This is a genomic window from Pseudomonas sp. IzPS59 (assembly GCF_014863505.1).
GTDB lineage: Bacteria > Pseudomonadota > Gammaproteobacteria > Pseudomonadales > Pseudomonadaceae > Aquipseudomonas > Aquipseudomonas kribbensis.
Window position 1 is genome coordinate 4,710,861 of sequence record NZ_CP062251.1, and the last position, 18,161, is coordinate 4,729,021.

The 18,161-nt window shown below is 55.7% G+C and carries 13 protein-coding genes, 3 tRNA genes and 3 rRNA genes; 7 read left to right on the top strand and 12 right to left on the bottom strand.

Going from position 1 to position 18,161, the window contains the following annotated elements:
* Positions 1 to 32: 32 nt before the first annotated feature.
* On the bottom strand, positions 33 to 965 hold the full coding sequence (locus IF189_RS21105) for a chemotaxis protein CheV (RefSeq protein WP_065258844.1): 933 nt from the start codon (positions 963 to 965) through the stop codon (positions 33 to 35).
* Positions 966 to 1,047: 82 nt separating this feature from the next.
* Here IF189_RS21105 and flgA point away from each other — a divergent pair, with 82 nt between their 5' ends.
* The 4 genes from flgA to IF189_RS21125 all read left to right on the top strand — a co-directional run bounded on the left by flgA (position 1,048) and on the right by IF189_RS21125 (position 3,676).
* Positions 1,048 to 1,809, top strand: coding sequence for a flagellar basal body P-ring formation chaperone FlgA (gene flgA, locus IF189_RS21110; protein ID WP_085711004.1), 762 nt, complete (start codon positions 1,048 to 1,050; stop codon positions 1,807 to 1,809).
* A gap of 194 nt (positions 1,810 to 2,003) precedes the next feature.
* A complete protein-coding gene (gene flgM / locus IF189_RS21115; RefSeq protein ID WP_085711005.1) occupies positions 2,004 to 2,330 on the top strand; it encodes a flagellar biosynthesis anti-sigma factor FlgM in 327 nt (108 codons plus the stop codon).
* Positions 2,331 to 2,378: 48 nt separating this feature from the next.
* Positions 2,379 to 2,846: a flagella synthesis protein FlgN gene (locus IF189_RS21120; RefSeq protein WP_134827810.1), complete on the top strand. Its 468-nt coding sequence runs from the start codon at positions 2,379 to 2,381 to the stop codon at positions 2,844 to 2,846.
* 95 nt (positions 2,847 to 2,941) lie between these two features.
* Positions 2,942 to 3,676: a flagellar brake protein gene (locus IF189_RS21125; RefSeq protein WP_134827811.1), complete on the top strand. Its 735-nt coding sequence runs from the start codon at positions 2,942 to 2,944 to the stop codon at positions 3,674 to 3,676.
* Between the two features lie 75 nt (positions 3,677 to 3,751).
* On the opposite strand, the gene IF189_RS21130 is transcribed toward IF189_RS21125, so the two are convergent.
* The 4 genes from IF189_RS21130 to IF189_RS21145 all read right to left on the bottom strand — a co-directional run bounded on the left by IF189_RS21130 (position 3,752) and on the right by IF189_RS21145 (position 8,945).
* Positions 3,752 to 5,122 (bottom strand): MFS transporter, encoded by a 1,371-nt coding sequence (locus tag IF189_RS21130; protein WP_134827812.1) that lies wholly within the window; start codon positions 5,120 to 5,122, stop codon positions 3,752 to 3,754.
* A 68-nt stretch (positions 5,123 to 5,190) separates the two neighbouring features.
* Positions 5,191 to 6,432 carry a glutamine synthetase family protein gene (locus IF189_RS21135; RefSeq protein WP_170931624.1) on the bottom strand — a complete coding sequence of 414 codons (1,242 nt, stop codon included), beginning with the start codon at positions 6,430 to 6,432 and terminating at the stop codon, positions 5,191 to 5,193.
* A 219-nt stretch (positions 6,433 to 6,651) separates the two neighbouring features.
* A complete protein-coding gene (locus IF189_RS21140; protein ID WP_085711010.1) occupies positions 6,652 to 7,344 on the bottom strand; it encodes a sensor histidine kinase in 693 nt (230 codons plus the stop codon).
* Positions 7,341 to 8,945: a tetratricopeptide repeat-containing response regulator gene (locus IF189_RS21145; protein ID WP_085711011.1), complete on the bottom strand. Its 1,605-nt coding sequence runs from the start codon at positions 8,943 to 8,945 to the stop codon at positions 7,341 to 7,343. The genes IF189_RS21140 and IF189_RS21145 overlap by 4 nt, the downstream gene beginning before the upstream one ends.
* A gap of 250 nt (positions 8,946 to 9,195) precedes the next feature.
* Between IF189_RS21145 and IF189_RS21150 the strand changes: the two genes are divergently transcribed.
* On the top strand, positions 9,196 to 10,551 hold the full coding sequence (locus IF189_RS21150; protein ID WP_225739918.1) for a lysozyme inhibitor LprI family protein: 1,356 nt from the start codon (positions 9,196 to 9,198) through the stop codon (positions 10,549 to 10,551).
* Positions 10,552 to 10,720: 169 nt separating this feature from the next.
* Here IF189_RS21150 and rrf read toward each other — a convergent pair.
* From rrf to IF189_RS21180, 6 genes are all read right to left on the bottom strand, one after another.
* Positions 10,721 to 10,836: ribosomal RNA gene (gene rrf / locus IF189_RS21155) — 5S ribosomal RNA — on the bottom strand.
* A gap of 149 nt (positions 10,837 to 10,985) precedes the next feature.
* Positions 10,986 to 13,876: ribosomal RNA gene (locus IF189_RS21160) — 23S ribosomal RNA — on the bottom strand.
* A gap of 245 nt (positions 13,877 to 14,121) precedes the next feature.
* Positions 14,122 to 14,197 (bottom strand) — tRNA-Ala (locus tag IF189_RS21165).
* A 30-nt stretch (positions 14,198 to 14,227) separates the two neighbouring features.
* Positions 14,228 to 14,304, bottom strand: a tRNA-Ile gene (locus tag IF189_RS21170).
* Positions 14,305 to 14,385: 81 nt separating this feature from the next.
* Positions 14,386 to 15,922: ribosomal RNA gene (locus tag IF189_RS21175) — 16S ribosomal RNA — on the bottom strand.
* Together the 16S, 23S and 5S rRNA genes with 2 tRNA genes alongside form the textbook arrangement of a ribosomal RNA operon.
* 882 nt (positions 15,923 to 16,804) lie before the next feature.
* Positions 16,805 to 16,881, bottom strand: a tRNA-Arg gene (locus tag IF189_RS21180).
* Between the two features lie 296 nt (positions 16,882 to 17,177).
* On the opposite strand from IF189_RS21180, the gene IF189_RS21185 reads away from it, so the two are divergent.
* Both IF189_RS21185 and IF189_RS21190 read left to right on the top strand, forming a co-directional pair.
* Positions 17,178 to 17,405 (top strand): hypothetical protein, encoded by a 228-nt coding sequence (locus tag IF189_RS21185; protein WP_134827817.1) that lies wholly within the window; start codon positions 17,178 to 17,180, stop codon positions 17,403 to 17,405.
* Positions 17,406 to 17,425: 20 nt separating this feature from the next.
* Positions 17,426 to 17,605: a PA3371 family protein gene (locus IF189_RS21190; RefSeq protein ID WP_134827818.1), complete on the top strand. Its 180-nt coding sequence runs from the start codon at positions 17,426 to 17,428 to the stop codon at positions 17,603 to 17,605.
* Here IF189_RS21190 and phnN read toward each other — a convergent pair.
* A complete protein-coding gene (gene phnN, locus IF189_RS21195; RefSeq protein ID WP_134827819.1) occupies positions 17,580 to 18,149 on the bottom strand; it encodes a phosphonate metabolism protein/1,5-bisphosphokinase (PRPP-forming) PhnN in 570 nt (189 codons plus the stop codon). The genes IF189_RS21190 and phnN overlap by 26 nt on opposite strands.
* Between the last annotated feature and the right edge of the window lie 12 nt (positions 18,150 to 18,161).

The window sequence follows — 18,161 nt, forward strand, 5'->3', positions numbered from 1 at the left end:
AAATCGTGTTGACCGCCAGGGACGGAAAGTCCCTAGCTGATATCTGCTGCTTTGATCCGGTCGACTACCCGGGATGCCAGGTCATCAGGACGGAATTTGGCCAGGAAGTCATCGGCACCGACCTTCTTGACCATCGCCTGGTTGAACACACCCGACAACGAAGTATGCAGGATGATATGAAGCTTTTGCATGCGAGGGTCGCCGCGGATTTCCGCCGTCAGGGTGTACCCGTCCATCTCCGGCATCTCGATGTCGGAGATCATCATCAGGAACTCTTCTTCCGGCTTCTTGCCCTCATCGACCAGCTTGCGCAGGTAATCCAGCGCTTGCTTGCCGTCGTTCAGTGCCACCACTTCGACACCGACCGTCTGCAGGCAGCGTGTCACCTGCTTGCGCGCCACCGACGAGTCATCGACCGTCAGCACCCGCAACGACAATGCCTTGCTCTGGGTCTCGACATCAACAACGCCGACCGAAATCGCTTCCGGCGTCGGTGCGACTTCCGCCAGCACCTTCTCGACGTCGATGATTTCGACTAACTGATTGTCCACCCGAGTCACAGCGGTCAGGTAATGATCGCGACCGGTCCCCTTGGGTGGCGGATGGATCTCTTCCCAGTTCATGTTGACGATACGTTCCACCGAGCGCACCAGGAAACCCTGGGTCTTGGTGTTGTATTCCGTGATGATCACGAACGGACTGTTCTTGTCTTTCAACGCACCGGAGCCGGTCGCCATTGCCAGATCGAGGATCGGAATGGTCGCCCCCCGGATATTCGCCACCCCGCACACGACAGGACTGGACTTGGGCATCAACGTCAGTTGCGGGCACTGCAGCACTTCCCGAACCTTAAACACGTTGATCCCGTAGAGCTGCTGGCCGTCGAGACGGAACAACAACAGCTCCAGGCGATTCTGCCCTACCAGTTGCGTGCGCTGGTTCACCGAATCCATTACACCAGCCATGCCCAGACTCCTACACCAACGCCAAGTGTTGTTGCGACGCACATTCATTGCTAAACGGCACGGCGCTTGCTTTTTAACTCGTATGAACATTCAAACGACATTTTTCCGACGCCTGACATCCCCTATCCGCAGAGGACTTTGCGCGGTGTCTGCCGCTTGCCTGTTTTTCGCGGGCAGCCCTGCCAGTGCTGATGCGGTTACCTTGCCTGACATGCTTATCGGCGTCACTCAGGGCTTTCTTGAATTCACCGTAGAAGACTATCTGGCTACCAGTCAAACGGAAGGGCGTTATGAAATCGAGGTCAAGCAGCTCGATCCGCGCATGCGCATGCCTATGTGCGACAAGGAATTGACAGCGTCCCTGGAGAGTCCGGGGCGTCCTCTGGGTCGTGTGACCGTCAAGGTCCGCTGTGAAGGCGCCTCCCCCTGGACCGTGTTCGTACCCGCTCAAGTCCGCCTGTTTCGCGAGGTCGTGACCACCACTCGCCCGCTCAAGCGCGCCGGCATCATCGAGCCCCAGGACGTGACCCTGCGCGAGCATGATGTCAGTCAGATCAATCAGGGTTTCCTGACGTCGGTGGATGAGGCGATCGGGCAGAAATTGACCCGACCAACGGTCGCCGATCAAGTGATTACCCTTGTGCATCTGGAACAGGCGGAAGTCGTTCGCAAAGGCGATCAAGTGGTGATTACCGCCCGTAGCGGCACACTGGCCGTGCGCATGCCGGGCGAGGCCCTGTCCAATGGCGGCCTGAAAGAACAGATTCGAGTGAAAAACCTCAATTCCCAACGGGTCATCAAGGCGCAGGTCATGGCGCCGGGCCAGGTGGAAGTGGCAATGTGAGCAACGACTGGAGCAATGACAGGAAAGCCTCGTGAGTGATCGCGCAGAAAACTGGCGCCAACCTGAGCTGTTCCCTAAACTGTGCCGCAGCAGGATCTGTGCGGCGCATGCAGGCTTATTGGTAAAAGAGCCTAAAGTTTTCCAGGGGATGGCCGAGAACATGGCAAGCGTCCAAATTCCCAGAGGTTTTTAACATGGTCATCGATTTCAGCCGTTTGAACAGCTCCTCGTCACTTACGGGCAGTACACGTACCAGCGCGCCCAAGGAAACCGCCGAAACCGGCACTTCCGCGCCGCTGAATACCCCGGCCGAACAGGCCAGTACCGCAAAAAGCGGGGAATCGGTACACCTCAGCAATGAGGCTCAACAGTTGCAGAAGGTCACTGACAAGCTGCGCGATCAGCCTGCCGTCGACAAAGCCCGCGTGGCCGAGTTGAAAGCAGCGATTGCCGATGGCAGCTACAAAGTCGACAGCAACCGTGTAGCCAGCAAACTGCTCAACTTCGAAGCCCAGCGCTAGGCCTCGGCCTGCGCCAGGCTTTTGGACGCTTAAAACCCAAGGCCAGCCATGCACGACACTACTTTATTGCAACTGATCACCGACGACTTTGCTCCAGCTCAACAACTGCTGGAGTTACTGCATACCGAGTCCCTCGCCTTGCACGGTCGCGACATGCCCCTGCTGGAAGAAATTCTGGCGCGCAAACAGGCATTGATCATTCTGCTCGAGCAGCATGGCCGCAAGCGCAGCGAAATCCTCGCCAGCCTCAATCTGTCGCTCGACCGCCAGGGCCTGGAACAACTGGCCAGCCAGTCGAGCATCGGCGATCAGTTGCTGAACCAGAGCGATGTACTGACTGACCTGATCGCCCAGTGCCAGGCGGCCAATGTCAAGAATGGCCAGTCGATCGTGATGCAGCAGGCCGCCACGGCCAATCAGCTGAAAATCCTCACCGGTGGCGAGCCTCCCGCGCTCTACGATGCCAGCGGCACCTTCTCCAAACTGCAGAAACCGCGCGCGCTCAGCCAGGCGTGATTCTTTCTTCTATGCTTGCGCCCTATCAACGCGCGATACATGCTGGCAAAATACTGGCCAGCCGTAGTCAAAATTTGTCTGGAGATTGATTTAACGTGTCCAATGATGACGCTCCGCAGCCCCCAAAGGTGCTTACCACGCCCCTGGAGATCTCCAGCAATCTGCGCCAGCTGCAAGAGAGCCACGATCCGCTGATCATCACCTTTCACGAGCGCAGCCAGCGCTTCCAGAGCTACCTGATCAAGGTCGACCGGGAAACCGCCACCATTGCCCTGGACGAAATGATCCCGCGCGATGGCGAGCGCTTCCTGCTGGCTGGCGAACCCTTCAAGGTCGAAGGTTTTCACGAAGGCGTACGCATCGCCTGGGAATACACCGGCACGCTGGACATCAAGGAATCCGACGGTGACCGCTTCTATGTCGGCGAGATGCCCACCGAAGTGGTCTATCACCAGCGCCGCAACGCCTTCCGCGCCGCACTGAAGCTGACCGACTTGGTGAGCGTCGAACTGGGTGGCGAAAAGCTCAAGTCGCCGATTGGTGGCAAGCTGCTGGATATCTCCGCCACCGGCTGCAAGCTGCGTTTCGAAGGTGACATCACCGACCGCCTGCAACTGGGCCAGGTCTACGATCGCCTGATCGCCCCGCCGCTGTTCGGCAACCAGCCGGCGGCGGTCGAGTTGCGTTACCTGCACTTCGAAGAAAAACTCAACATCACGTTCGCCGGCCTGCGCTTTCACAACATCAGCGGCCCGGCAGCGCGTAACGTCGAGCGTTTCGTCTATCAGCTGCAACGTGAAGCACGGCGCTTCGACAAAGACGATCTCTGATTCGCATGCACCATGAAAAACGGGCAGTCCCTTGCGGTGACTGCCCGTTTTTTTATGCCTGGTGGTTTTTCCGGATCAAGGCCTGGCGCCACTGATGTCCGGTGCAGGATTGTCGTTGCCGGCATCCGGCTCAACAGGTGATTCAGGTTCAGTGGCGGGCTCGGGTGCCGGTTCAGGTGCAACCGTGGTCTGCATCTGCTCTTGCACCACTTGCTCGTCTACTCGTGGATCGAGTGCTGCCACCAGCGGCGAACTGGACATGCTGTCCGGCATCGCCACGTGATGCAGCGGTGCGTCGTCGACCTGATGCAGGTTGGTCACGGCTTTCGGCCGGATGCGCCACACCAGTACCAGCGCGAAAAAGGTGAAGAACGCATACAGGCTCTGGCTACCGAACATTTTCATCAACACACCGGCCAGCAGCGGCCCGATGCTGGCACCGACCCCGTAGGTCACCAGCAGCATCGCCGTCAGCGATACCCGCCGATCGCCTTCGACATGGTCGTTGGAGAACGCCACGGCCAGCGGGTACAGGCAGAACTGCACCAGCGAACACAGGAAGCCGACAATGAATAAAATCTCCAGCGGCACCTGCGGCATGATCGCCAGCGGCAATGCGGCGACGGCCAGAAACCCGGCGAAGCAGCGGATCAGCAAGGCCCGGTCATAGCGGTCGGACAACCAGCCCAGCGGCCACTGCACCAGCAACCCGGCAAAAATGCAGGTACCCATGAACAGGCCGACCTGCTCGGTGGACAACCCCTGCTGCGATGCATACAGCGGCGCCAGACCGTAGAACGAACCGATGATCAGCCCTGCCCCGAGCACCGTACTCAGCGACTGCGGCACGCGCTTGATGAAGAAGCGCGGCTCCATCGGTGCCGGATGCAACGGCGCCGGGTGAATCCGCCGGGTGAGTGCCACCGGCACCAGACACAGGGCAAAACACAGGGCGACCAGCATCAGCAGTTCCAGGCCCAGGCCCGGGTGCATGACCAGAATCAGTTGACCGAGCACCAGCCCAAGATACGAGGCAATCATGTAGCCGCTGAACACCACGCCACGCTGGTTGGCGTCGGCCTGCTCGTTCAGCCAGCTCTCGATCACCATGTACTGGCACATCATGCCGAGGCCGACGATGGTCCGCAGCACCAGCCACGCCGGCAGCCAGTCCACCAGGCCATGACCGAGCACCGCCGCGCCGACGATGCCGGCACACGCCGAGTAGGCGCGAATATGTCCGACCCGGGCAATCAACCGGTGACCGATCTTGCCGCCCAGCACCAGACCGAAATAGTTGGCCGCCATCAACGCACCGACCCACAGCCCGTCGACATGGTCGGCCGCCAGGCGCAACGCCAGATAAGTAGAAAGAAGGCCCGAGCCGATCAACATCATCAGCGAGGCAAAATACAGCGCTCGAAAGGATTTCCAGATTTGGCGCATCGGCGTTCCGAGCGGCTCCTTGCGGTGAGTGTCGGGCTATCGAACGATAGCCCGATGACGACATTTCGTCAGGCCTGGGCTGCCAGAACGCGCCGCTCCCAGGGGGTGATCTCATCAAAGAAACTGGTCAGTTCCATGGTCTTCGAAGCGATGTAGCCTTCGATGAACTCCTTGCCGAACAGTTCCTTGGCCAACTGGCTGCGCTTCAGACGCTCGAGCGCGGCGTGCAACGTACACGGCAGCGAAAGATTGTCCGGCACCTCGAATTCACCCTGGATCGGTGCACTCGGTTCCAGCTCATGTTCGATGCCATGCAGACCGGCTGCCAGGCTCGCGGCAATCGCCAGGTAAGGGTTGGCATCGGCGCCCGGCAAACGGTTCTCGACCCGACGGGCGACCGGCGAACTGGCCGGAATCCGCAGACCCGCCGCGCGATTGTCGTGAGACCAGCAGGCATTGTTCGGCGATGCGAACGGATGGCACAGACGCTGATAGGAATTGACGTTCGGTGCAAACAGCGCGGTGAAGTCCGCCATGCCTGCCTGCTGCCCGCCGATGAAGTGGCGGAACATCGCGGTCGGCTGACCGTTTTCATCGCTGAACACATTCTTGCCGCTGCCGATCTCGACGATGCTCTGATGGATGTGCATCGAACTGCCCGGCGTGTGTGCCAGCGGCTTGGCCATGCAGACCACGGTCAGGCCATGCTTGAGCGCGACTTCCTTGAGCAGGTGCTTGAACAGGAAGGTCTGGTCGGCCAGCAACAGCGGATCACCGTGCAACAGGTTGATCTCGAACTGGCTGACGCCCATTTCGTGCATGAAGGTATCGCGCGGCAGGCCCAGGGCCGCCATGCACTTGTAGACTTCACTGAAGAACGGTCGCAGACCGTTGTTGGAGCTGACGCTGAACGCCGAGTGACCGTCCTCGCGACGACCGTCGAGGCCGACCGGGGGCTGGAATGGTTGCGTTGGATCGGTGTTCGGGGCGAACACAAAGAATTCGAGTTCAGTTGCCACTACCGGCGCCAGGCCGAGGGCCGCGTAGCGGGCAATAACTTTCTTCAGCTGGCCACGGGTCGACAGGTTGGAGCTCTCGCCCGTCAGCTCATCGGCATCACAGATGGCCAGCGCACGCGGCTCCTGGCTCCACGGCAGAGGATGGATCTGCGCAGGATCGGCCACCAGCGCGAGGTCGCCGTCATCGCTGCCGTAGAACCGTGCAGCGGGATAGCCCCCCATGATGCATTGCAGCAGCACCCCCCGGGCCATCTGCAAACGCCGTCCTTCGAGGAAACCCTCGGCGGTCATTACCTTGCCCCGTGGCACGCCGTTCAAATCCGGCGTGACACATTCAATTTCATCAATGCCCGTCAATCGCTGCGCGAGTGAACGCTGGCCATCGGTTGTCATGACGCAATCCTTGTTATTGTGCGAGCCGCGAACGGCGACCCGGACAAAATAGGCTTCAGCTGTTCGGAATATCAAGCAGCGGCCAACAAAAAGAATGCCAGTCGATGAATTCGTGAATCAGGGCAGGTAAATACTGAACACGCCGCCACCCAATGGCCCGCCATTGCGGATCTCGGTACGACCGCCGACACCGTTGCGCTGATGCAGTGCCGCGATGCGTCCGGCGAAGTACAGACCGAGGCCGGTACTGCCACTGCTGTGATTGATGCCCTGCACATAATCGGCCTGACGTTCGAGCATCTCGACCGGGTAACCGTCACCGTCGTCGTTGATGCTCAACACCAGTTGCCCGGCCTCGTCGCTGACGGTGATCAGCAGCGATTCACGGGCGTAGCGGATCGCGTTGTTGATGCAATTGCCGAGCACCGAAGCGATCAGTTCACGATCGAAGAAACCCAATGGACTGAGCGGGTCGACTTCGTAAGTCGCGACGATACCGCGACTGGCGAAAACCTCTTGATGAGCCGCCAGTTGCGCCTCGATGAAATCGTCCAGTTCGTGATACGCCGGCTGCAACGGCATCTGGTTTACGCCGAGCTTATACAGCCCGAGCAACTGCACGAGCATGCCGTTGAGGTGGGCGAACTCGAAGTCGATCACACCCTGCTCCGGCACCTGACGCTGGTCCTCGGGCAGGCGCGCCAGCCATTGGCTGTGGGCCTGCATCAGCATGGCCAGAGAGTTCTTCATGTCGTGCACGGTGGAGGCTATCACCGTGGAAAAATCCAGTGCCTGCTCGTCTTGGTTCATTCGCCAAACGCCTTGCTTTTCAGCTTCTGATAACGCGGATAACGCGCGTCGGTGTCGGGCATCAGGCCGACCATTTTCAGGCAGGCCCGACACTCTTCCAGTTCCGCCGACGGCACACTGGTGTCGGTGCCGTGCAGCAGCGACTGCGCCATGTTCAGCGCAATACTGATGTTCTTCGGCTGCATCTTCAGTGCCTTGCGGAACACTTCGCGGGCCTCCACCAGGTTGCCGGTCTTGTACACGCGCACGCCCTGACGGTTGAGGTCGGCGGCGGCATTACTGGAGCTGAGAATAGTCGGGTCGTCGGTGAGCTTGGCGATGTCTTTCATCACCGTCGGGTCATCGCCGTAGATTTCCGCACAGCTCTTGAGCATGGACGTGCCCGCCTCGGCTTGCCCCAGCATCTGCAATTGCTTGGCGACAAGCAGCGCCGCCTCGGGACTCATGAACTGCTCCATACCGTCGAGACGCATCAGCGCTTGTTCGGTGAGCTTCTCGGCAGTTTCGGCGTCGTTGAGCAACAGACTGGTGGCCTTCATCAGACGTGCCCGAATCTGCAGGCCCGGATCGGTCGGGTTTTCCTTGGCCACGGCACTGAGGGTGGTATTGATCTCCAGCCGCGTGCGGGTATCGAGGCCCTTTTCGCTGCCCTTGCTGATCAGCGCATGGGCAAGACCCAGGTTGCTTTCCGGATCCTTGAAGCGCGACTGCGCACCCTGCGCCACAGCCTGACGGTAGGCCCGCGAAGCAGTGTCAAAGTCCTCGTTAGCCATCGCCAGTTTGCCGAGCAGCGCCTGTCGGCGTACCGCCAGTGGCGACAGGCGAATCGCCTCTTCCAATGTCCTCTGTGCGCCTTTGGTATCGCCTTCGGCCACCAGAACGTCCGCCATGCCGTCGTACAGCGCCGGCATCATCGGAAACACTTTCAGGGCTTTCTCATACACGCCTTTGGCCTGAGCCACCTGACCGCGCTTGAACAGTAACTTGCCCAGTCCGGCAAAGGCCCACGGCAACGGCCGATCAGCGATGATGCTGTCATAGAGACGCTCAAGCGCTTCGTTCTGATTCATGTCGCGCAAGGCATCGGCGCGGTAGCGCAGGCACAGCGGCGAATAGCGGATATCCTGCTTGCACAGGGCGATACAGGCGTTGAGCACCTCGACCGGTTTACCACGGTCAAGGGCCTGCAGAATCGGCTTGAGCAGGGTCTTGCGCTGTTCCAGACGTTCCAGACGTTGAGCCAGGCCGATCCGGTTGAACGGTTTGGTCAAGTAAGCGTCCGGCTCGTGCTCCAGTGCACTGAGCACCATCGCCTGGCTCGTCTCGGCGGTGACCATCACAAACACGGCTTCGTGACTGATCAGCTTTTCCATCATCAGGTCTTCCAGCACCTGCTGACCGTTTTTCTTGCCGTCACCCAGGTGGAAGTCCTGAAGAATGAAATCGTAGGACTTCTGCGCGCACATTTTCAGCGCCTGCTCACCGGTGTCGGCGGTGTCCACGTCCTTGACGCCCAACTCGCGCAACATCGAGCGTACGGAACTGCGGAAATCCGAGAAATCATCGACGATCAGAAAACTCTTTTGGTGATACGACAGCATCGAGGATTTCCAGACAATTGAAGTAGAAGGACGAGGGCTTTCACAAGCGCGCAGATGATAACTGGAGGCTAAATGCTATCAAGCGATTTCATGCGCAGCCGATGAGATTGCAAGTGCCGATCGGGTTATCGGCCAGAAGTGACGTTCTCTGAAGCAGGCACTTCAAGATTCCTTATGCAACAACTGGCCTGTTCGGCTGCTCACTCCCTCATAAAAGGCTTGGCTCGTGTACATCAAAGGACGCTACATCATGTCCGCCGGCGTTCTGCTGTTTCTCCAGCAGGCAATGGCGACCGGAATGGACTGCACAAAAGCGGTAAACGCCGTCGAAAACACTATTTGTGCCGATAAAGGGCTATATGAACTGGATGCACAAATGGGAGTGGTTTATCGGGGATTGATGAAAAGCCCCACTGATAGACTGCCGGACCTCAAGCGTACTCAACGGCTTTGGCTGAAAGCACGGAACGAGTGTGCCGACGACATTTCGTGCCTCGAGCAAAGCTATCGTGAACGCTTGCAGTTGTTGCAGGCGCAGTGGAAGGAAGCTGTTGTCTACAAACCGAATGAGATCGACCAAGAGGTTCTGGAGGATCTGCAAAAGAACATCCGGGCGGCAAGCAAAATCGATCCGGAGTTTGCGCTGGAGCGAGCACTCGACGCCCTGACGATCAAAAATGGCCAGACCTCATTTTCTGCTGAGCCTGATGACGATCAATACTCCGAAAAAACGCACTTCCCCAAGACCACTCCCAAAGGCGTTAGCCAGAGTGAATGGAGCGCCTTGCAAGCCTCGAACCTGGATGCCGACACCGAACTCGGTCAAACCTCGTTTACCTTGCTTGATCTGGATGGCGACGGTCATCGCGATCTGATTGTTCAGATTTATACAGGCGGTACGGGGCTGTTCACCTTCATCGAAACCTACCGCCGTGATGGCGATAGATTTATCCGCAGAACACCCACGCTCGGTCAGGAATCAGCTGTTGGCAGTTCGCTGTACTCGATCAATGATCGCGGTGCCAATCAATCAGTGAGCTGGATCAGCATTCGCGGAAAGGTTTACGCCGCCTATCGTGACAGTGGATATGGTGTTGATCAGGTCTACCTTCTCAGCCCTCTGCAAATCAACCGCCAGGTACCTACCGTCAAAGTTCACTACCGCTATCAACTGCAAATTCCACTCACACAGCAGCATGAAGACAGCAACACCACTTACAAGCTGAAACCGGAATTGCAACGCGCACTCGCCCAAGGCCTAAGCAAAATGGATGAAGAGCCGCCCGTTTCCGGGCAGGAGAGACAGCCCATTTGTCCTGTTCCTCCATCAGTCAACGACAGTGAGGAGTATTACAGCTATGGCGCGGGCTATTACGCCATAGAGTCAGTGGCCGACTTCCCGGTGATTATTGACACTGAATGCTTTATTGCTCGATTGAACAATTGGTTCGGAGCCTACAGCGAGAAACGTGGCTTGTTTGCGCAACTGACCTTGCGCAAGCCAGGCTCGGGAGACGAGGAGCGTAGCTACGAGGTCAATGGGCGCCGGCGCATTATCGAGATTAGTACTTCGATTGGCGAAGTCGGAGGCGGTGCCGCAGAATAATCTGTGAAACGCACAATAAAAGCCCCGCCAGGTCATCCTGCGCGGGGCTTCTTTAAGCGAGCAAACCTTGGCCGGGTCTAGCGTGCTCAATGGATCAGCAGAAATAGAAACTTTCCTGCGGGCAAAACAAAACCCCAACTGCTTTCGCAATTGGGGTTTCGGAATTTAATCTTGACGATGACCTACTCTCACATGGGGAAACCCCACACTACCATCGGCGATGCATCGTTTCACTTCTGAGTTCGGGATGGGATCAGGTGGTTCCAACGCTCTATGGTCGTCAAGAAATTCGGGTACTGACTCGTGGCCGGATGGCCTCGCTTCAGCAAATTGGGTATGGATAGTTTTCGGTGCTTTGTGAGCGTCGAACTTTCGGTTCTTTCGTCTTCACACACCGCAATCTGGCTTTTAAGCGCAAATTGCTTGGGTGTTATATGGTCAAGCCTCACGGGCAATTAGTATTGGTTAGCTCAACGCCTCACAGCGCTTACACACCCAACCTATCAACGTCGTAGTCTTCGACGGCCCTTCAGGGAACTCAAGGTTCCAGTGAGATCTCATCTTGAGGCAAGTTTCCCGCTTAGATGCTTTCAGCGGTTATCTTTTCCGAACATAGCTACCCGGCAATGCCACTGGCGTGACAACCGGAACACCAGAGGTTCGTCCACTCCGGTCCTCTCGTACTAGGAGCAGCCCCTCTCAAATCTCAAACGTCCACGGCAGATAGGGACCGAACTGTCTCACGACGTTCTAAACCCAGCTCGCGTACCACTTTAAATGGCGAACAGCCATACCCTTGGGACCGGCTTCAGCCCCAGGATGTGATGAGCCGACATCGAGGTGCCAAACACCGCCGTCGATATGAACTCTTGGGCGGTATCAGCCTGTTATCCCCGGAGTACCTTTTATCCGTTGAGCGATGGCCCTTCCATACAGAACCACCGGATCACTAAGACCTACTTTCGTACCTGCTCGACGTGTCTGTCTCGCAGTCAAGCGCGCTTTTGCCTTTATACTCTACGACCGATTTCCGACCGGTCTGAGCGCACCTTCGTACTCCTCCGTTACTCTTTAGGAGGAGACCGCCCCAGTCAAACTACCCACCATACACTGTCCTCGATCCGGATAACGGACCTGAGTTAGAACCTCAAAGTTGCCAGGGTGGTATTTCAAGGATGGCTCCACGCGAACTGGCGTCCACGCTTCAAAGCCTCCCACCTATCCTACACAAGCAAATTCAAAGTCCAGTGCAAAGCTATAGTAAAGGTTCACGGGGTCTTTCCGTCTAGCCGCGGATACACTGCATCTTCACAGCGATTTCAATTTCACTGAGTCTCGGGTGGAGACAGCGCCGCCATCGTTACGCCATTCGTGCAGGTCGGAACTTACCCGACAAGGAATTTCGCTACCTTAGGACCGTTATAGTTACGGCCGCCGTTTACCGGGGCTTCGATCAAGAGCTTCGCGTTAGCTAACCCCATCAATTAACCTTCCGGCACCGGGCAGGCGTCACACCCTATACGTCCACTTTCGTGTTTGCAGAGTGCTGTGTTTTTAATAAACAGTCGCAGCGGCCTGGTATCTTCGACCGGCATGGGCTTACGGAGCAAGTCCTTCACCCTCACCGGCGCACCTTCTCCCGAAGTTACGGTGCCATTTTGCCTAGTTCCTTCACCCGAGTTCTCTCAAGCGCCTTGGTATTCTCTACCCAACCACCTGTGTCGGTTTGGGGTACGGTTCCTGGTTATCTGAAGCTTAGAAGCTTTTCTTGGAAGCATGGCATCAACCACTTCGTCGCCTAAAGGCAACTCGTCATCAGCTCTCGGCCTTAAGATCCCGGATTTACCTAAGATCTCAGCCTACCACCTTAAACTTGGACAACCAACGCCAAGCTGGCCTAGCCTTCTCCGTCCCTCCATCGCAATAACCAGAAGTACAGGAATATTAACCTGTTTTCCATCGACTACGCTTTTCAGCCTCGCCTTAGGGACCGACTAACCCTGCGTCGATTAACGTTGCGCAGGAAACCTTGGTCTTTCGGCGTGGGTGTTTTTCACACCCATTGTCGTTACTCATGTCAGCATTCGCACTTCTGATACCTCCAGCAAGCTTCTCAACTCACCTTCACAGGCTTACAGAACGCTCCTCTACCGCATCACTTACGTGATACCCGTAGCTTCGGTGTATGGTTTGAGCCCCGTTACATCTTCCGCGCAGGCCGACTCGACTAGTGAGCTATTACGCTTTCTTTAAAGGGTGGCTGCTTCTAAGCCAACCTCCTAGCTGTCTAAGCCTTCCCACATCGTTTCCCACTTAACCATAACTTTGGGACCTTAGCTGACGGTCTGGGTTGTTTCCCTTTTCACGACGGACGTTAGCACCCGCCGTGTGTCTCCCATGCTCGGCACTTGTAGGTATTCGGAGTTTGCATCGGTTTGGTAAGTCGGGATGACCCCCTAGCCGAAACAGTGCTCTACCCCCTACAGTGATACATGAGGCGCTACCTAAATAGCTTTCGAGGAGAACCAGCTATCTCCGAGCTTGATTAGCCTTTCACTCCGATCCACAGGTCATCCGCTAACTTTTCAACGGTAGTCGGTTCGGTCCTCCAGTCAGTGTTACCTAACCTTCAACCTGCCCATGGATAGATCGCCCGGTTTCGGGTCTATTCCCAGCGACTAGACGCCCTATTAAGACTCGCTTTCGCTACGCCTCCCCTATTCGGTTAAGCTCGCCACTGAAAATAAGTCGCTGACCCATTATACAAAAGGTACGCAGTCACAGAACAAAGTCTGCTCCCACTGCTTGTACGCATACGGTTTCAGGATCTATTTCACTCCCCTCTCCGGGGTTCTTTTCGCCTTTCCCTCACGGTACTAGTTCACTATCGGTCAGTCAGTAGTATTTAGCCTTGGAGGATGGTCCCCCCATATTCAGACAAAGTTTCTCGTGCTCCGTCCTACTCGATTTCATGACCAAGAGATTTTCGCGTACAGGGCTATCACCCACTATGGCCGCACTTTCCAGAGCGTTCCGCTAATCTCAAAGCCACTTAAGGGCTAGTCCCCGTTCGCTCGCCACTACTAAGGGAATCTCGGTTGATTTCTTTTCCTCAGGGTACTTAGATGTTTCAGTTCCCCTGGTTCGCCTCTTGCACCTATGTATTCAGTGCAAGATAACCATCTTGTGATGGCTGGGTTCCCCCATTCAGACATCTCCGGATCAAAGTCTGTTTGCCGACTCCCCGAAGCTTTTCGCAGGCTACCACGTCTTTCATCGCCTCTGACTGCCAAGGCATCCACCGTATGCGCTTCTTCACTTGACCATATAACCCCAAGCAATCTGGTTATACTGTGAAGACGACATTCGCCGAAAATTCGAATTTCTCAACTAAGAGAACTCACAAATTTTACCTTAGCCTGATCCGTTACCAGTGAAAGTAACGTTCAGTCTATCTTTCTATCACATACCCAAATTTTTAAAGAACGAACTAGTCAAAGACTAGAAATCAACATTCACCATCAGCACGATGGAATGCTCATTTCTAAGCTCTTACTTCAGAAGCAGTAGTGGTGGAGCCAAGCGGGATCGAACCGCTGACCTCCTGCGTGCAAGGCAGGCGCTCTCCCAGCTGAGCTATGGCCCCGTATTTCTACAGGCGTTTCCCACACAAAATTGGTGGGTCTGGGCAGATTCGAACTGCCGACCTCACCCTTATCAGGGGTGCGCTCTAACCAACTGAGCTACAGACCCAATTTCGGGCTGCTTCTTTCGTCTTCTTCAATGAATCAAGCAATTCGTGTGGGAACTTATGGAGCAGCTGATGTCGTCGATTAAGGAGGTGATCCAGCCGCAGGTTCCCCTACGGCTACCTTGTTACGACTTCACCCCAGTCATGAATCACACCGTGGTAACCGTCCTCCCGAAGGTTAGACTAGCTACTTCTGGTGCAACCCACTCCCATGGTGTGACGGGCGGTGTGTACAAGGCCCGGGAACGTATTCACCGCGACATTCTGATTCGCGATTACTAGCGATTCCGACTTCACGCAGTCGAGTTGCAGACTGCGATCCGGACTACGATCGGTTTTATGGGATTAGCTCCACCTCGCGGCTTGGCAACCCTTTGTACCGACCATTGTAGCACGTGTGTAGCCCAGGCCGTAAGGGCCATGATGACTTGACGTCATCCCCACCTTCCTCCGGTTTGTCACCGGCAGTCTCCTTAGAGTGCCCACCATAACGTGCTGGTAACTAAGGACAAGGGTTGCGCTCGTTACGGGACTTAACCCAACATCTCACGACACGAGCTGACGACAGCCATGCAGCACCTGTCTCAATGTTCCCGAAGGCACCAATCCATCTCTGGAAAGTTCATTGGATGTCAAGGCCTGGTAAGGTTCTTCGCGTTGCTTCGAATTAAACCACATGCTCCACCGCTTGTGCGGGCCCCCGTCAATTCATTTGAGTTTTAACCTTGCGGCCGTACTCCCCAGGCGGTCAACTTAATGCGTTAGCTGCGCCACTAAGAGCTCAAGGCTCCCAACGGCTAGTTGACATCGTTTACGGCGTGGACTACCAGGGTATCTAATCCTGTTTGCTCCCCACGCTTTCGCACCTCAGTGTCAGTATCAGTCCAGGTGGTCGCCTTCGCCACTGGTGTTCCTTCCTATATCTACGCATTTCACCGCTACACAGGAAATTCCACCACCCTCTACCATACTCTAGCTCGCCAGTTTTGGATGCAGTTCCCAGGTTGAGCCCGGGGATTTCACATCCAACTTAACGAACCACCTACGCGCGCTTTACGCCCAGTAATTCCGATTAACGCTTGCACCCTCTGTATTACCGCGGCTGCTGGCACAGAGTTAGCCGGTGCTTATTCTGTCGGTAACGTCAAAATTGCAGAGTATTAATCTACAACCCTTCCTCCCAACTTAAAGTGCTTTACAATCCGAAGACCTTCTTCACACACGCGGCATGGCTGGATCAGGCTTTCGCCCATTGTCCAATATTCCCCACTGCTGCCTCCCGTAGGAGTCTGGACCGTGTCTCAGTTCCAGTGTGACTGATCATCCTCTCAGACCAGTTACGGATCGTCGCCTTGGTGAGCCATTACCTCACCAACTAGCTAATCCGACCTAGGCTCATCTGATAGCGCAAGGCCCGAAGGTCCCCTGCTTTCTCCCGTAGGACGTATGCGGTATTAGCGTTCCTTTCGAAACGTTGTCCCCCACTACCAGGCAGATTCCTAGGCATTACTCACCCGTCCGCCGCTGAATCCAGGAGCAAGCTCCCTTCATCCGCTCGACTTGCATGTGTTAGGCCTGCCGCCAGCGTTCAATCTGAGCCATGATCAAACTCTTCAGTTCAAACATCTTTGGGTTTTTAAGAAACCCTAAACTTGGCTCAGCAATCGTTGGTTACATCTTTGATTTCTCGCGGAGTAACTTGTGATGCTGATAATCTTGCTGACTATCAGTCTGACTCCACAAGCACCCACACGAATTGCTTGATTCAGTTGTTAAAGAGCGGTTGGTTAAGATCTTTCGTCTCAACCGAGGCGCGCATTCTACAGCAGCCTCATTTGCTGTCAAGTGATTATTTTCAGAAGTTTTCGAAGATTTCTTCAACAACTTCAACCACTTGCGCTTCCGATCTCTCGTTAGCGGGAGGCGAATTCTACAGCGTTACACGCTGCTGTCAACACCTCTTTTTCTCCGCTTTCGATCGAGAAGATCGAAACGTCAAAAGAGCCAAACATCACCACTCTTTCAACTCCTTCCAGGCTTCGATGATCTGAAGCTATCCGCTATCGAAACCTACTTAACTCATTGAATCTCAAGGAGTTTTCCGTTTCGACTGCGCCGGAAGTGGGGCGAATTATAGGCCTCCAGAATCTGCCGTCAACCCCTAATTTGATTTTTCTATCAGTCAGAAGCTCAGTACCGTCGAAAGATCCAATATCAGCGCGCATTCAGCGCAACGAGCAACTGTACCCAATCCCCCCCCCTCATGCTCCTCTATATAGAGAGAAGAACATTCGGGCTCCATGAAAATGCAAAGCCAGGCAATCCCCATCGAACCGACTGCATTACAAGACAGGAAGCTGAGGGTCGATTCAGAAGCAATGAGCCACCCACAAGACGCAACCAGCCCGCGCAGCTTCAGCAAATCAAAGAAATATGAAAACAACAGAAAGTGATAATCAACCGTGAGGCCGGCGGACATCAACAAAGAAGGTTTTGTATAGATGGTGTCCCAGGGCAGGTTCGAACTGCCAACCTTCCCCTTAGGAGGGGGATGCTCTATCCAATTGAGCTACTGAGACATACACGTTGTCGCTTGCAGACGCTGCGCGACGGACGGCGAGCATGTTAACGGCCGAACCTTGATTTGTCATGTCGTCCGTAGGGCATTTTAAGTGTAGGCAGGCGCCCCGCAATCTCGAAGGGCGATTTACCGTGCAATTTGCATCATCACAAAATAGCCGTCATTGCACATTGCAATGCGCCCTTTTTTAACCTTCCTCTTAAATGCTTGTTTTTAAAGGACTTAACAGCAGTTAAACTGTTGGCATGACGACTGCTTCGCTGCTCTGCAGAAGAACGATCGGAGATCAGCCTCATGAACCGCCCCCTCTTGCTTGCAAACGCGATCGCTTTAGCGATTCTGGTGGGCTTTCACTTTGCCCCCGAGACCACTGAACCGGTTGCACAGCGCATGCCGCATTACTTGCAGGTACAAAAGGCGCCACAGTGGGCAGTGCTGAGTGACCAGCGCAGCCACTCGCAAGAAGTCAGCGACCCTCTCGAGACGTCGCAAGCGAAATCGATCGATCGCCTGGTGTTTTGAATCATCTTCAGGAGTACAGAATGTCCAAGTCAGCGGCAGGATTTTTGATCCTCGCCTTATTGAGCGGCGCCCTGCATTTTTCGCTGTTCGAACAAACCGAAGTAACCCCGCCCCTGATCGGTTGCGCCGTTTTTGCAGTGCTGTTCTTGCTTGCACTGGCAGCCGGCCGCAAGTTCAAATTTGATCCGGTACTACGTTGAGCTTCACCCACTCCACAAAATGATCAGCGGCCACCGCCAACTCGCCAGAATTGTCGAGCTGGAACACAGGCCTGCTGATTGACCTCCTTTCATGGAACAAGGCGTTGCGAGCAAGCCTGGAATTGATTTGCTCAAGCGTCTCTCGCCCACGCTCAAGCAGACGCTCCCGCAACACCTCTTCCCTGACTGTCAACAAAACCGGCAACAGCGTCGGATAACCCTCCAGTGCTTGGCGCAGATTCGCGCGCGATCCGTTTACCAATACGTGGCGCCCTGTTTTCAGCCATTGGTCCATTTCAGCAGGAATACCATAGGAGAGTCCGTTCGCCTGCCATGACAATGAAAATTCACCGGCGCGTCGGCGCCGATCAAACTCCTCAGGAGTGACACTGAGCGCATCCTCACCCACAGATTCCGCCGACCGAGTAATGACACGGCGCATGACCTCACAATCCAGCAGATGCAAACGCTCACGCGCAGCCTCTATAAGGCTGTCCTTGCCCGAGCCAGATGGCCCCATCAGATAAATAAGCTTGCCATCCATCCTGAAAACGCC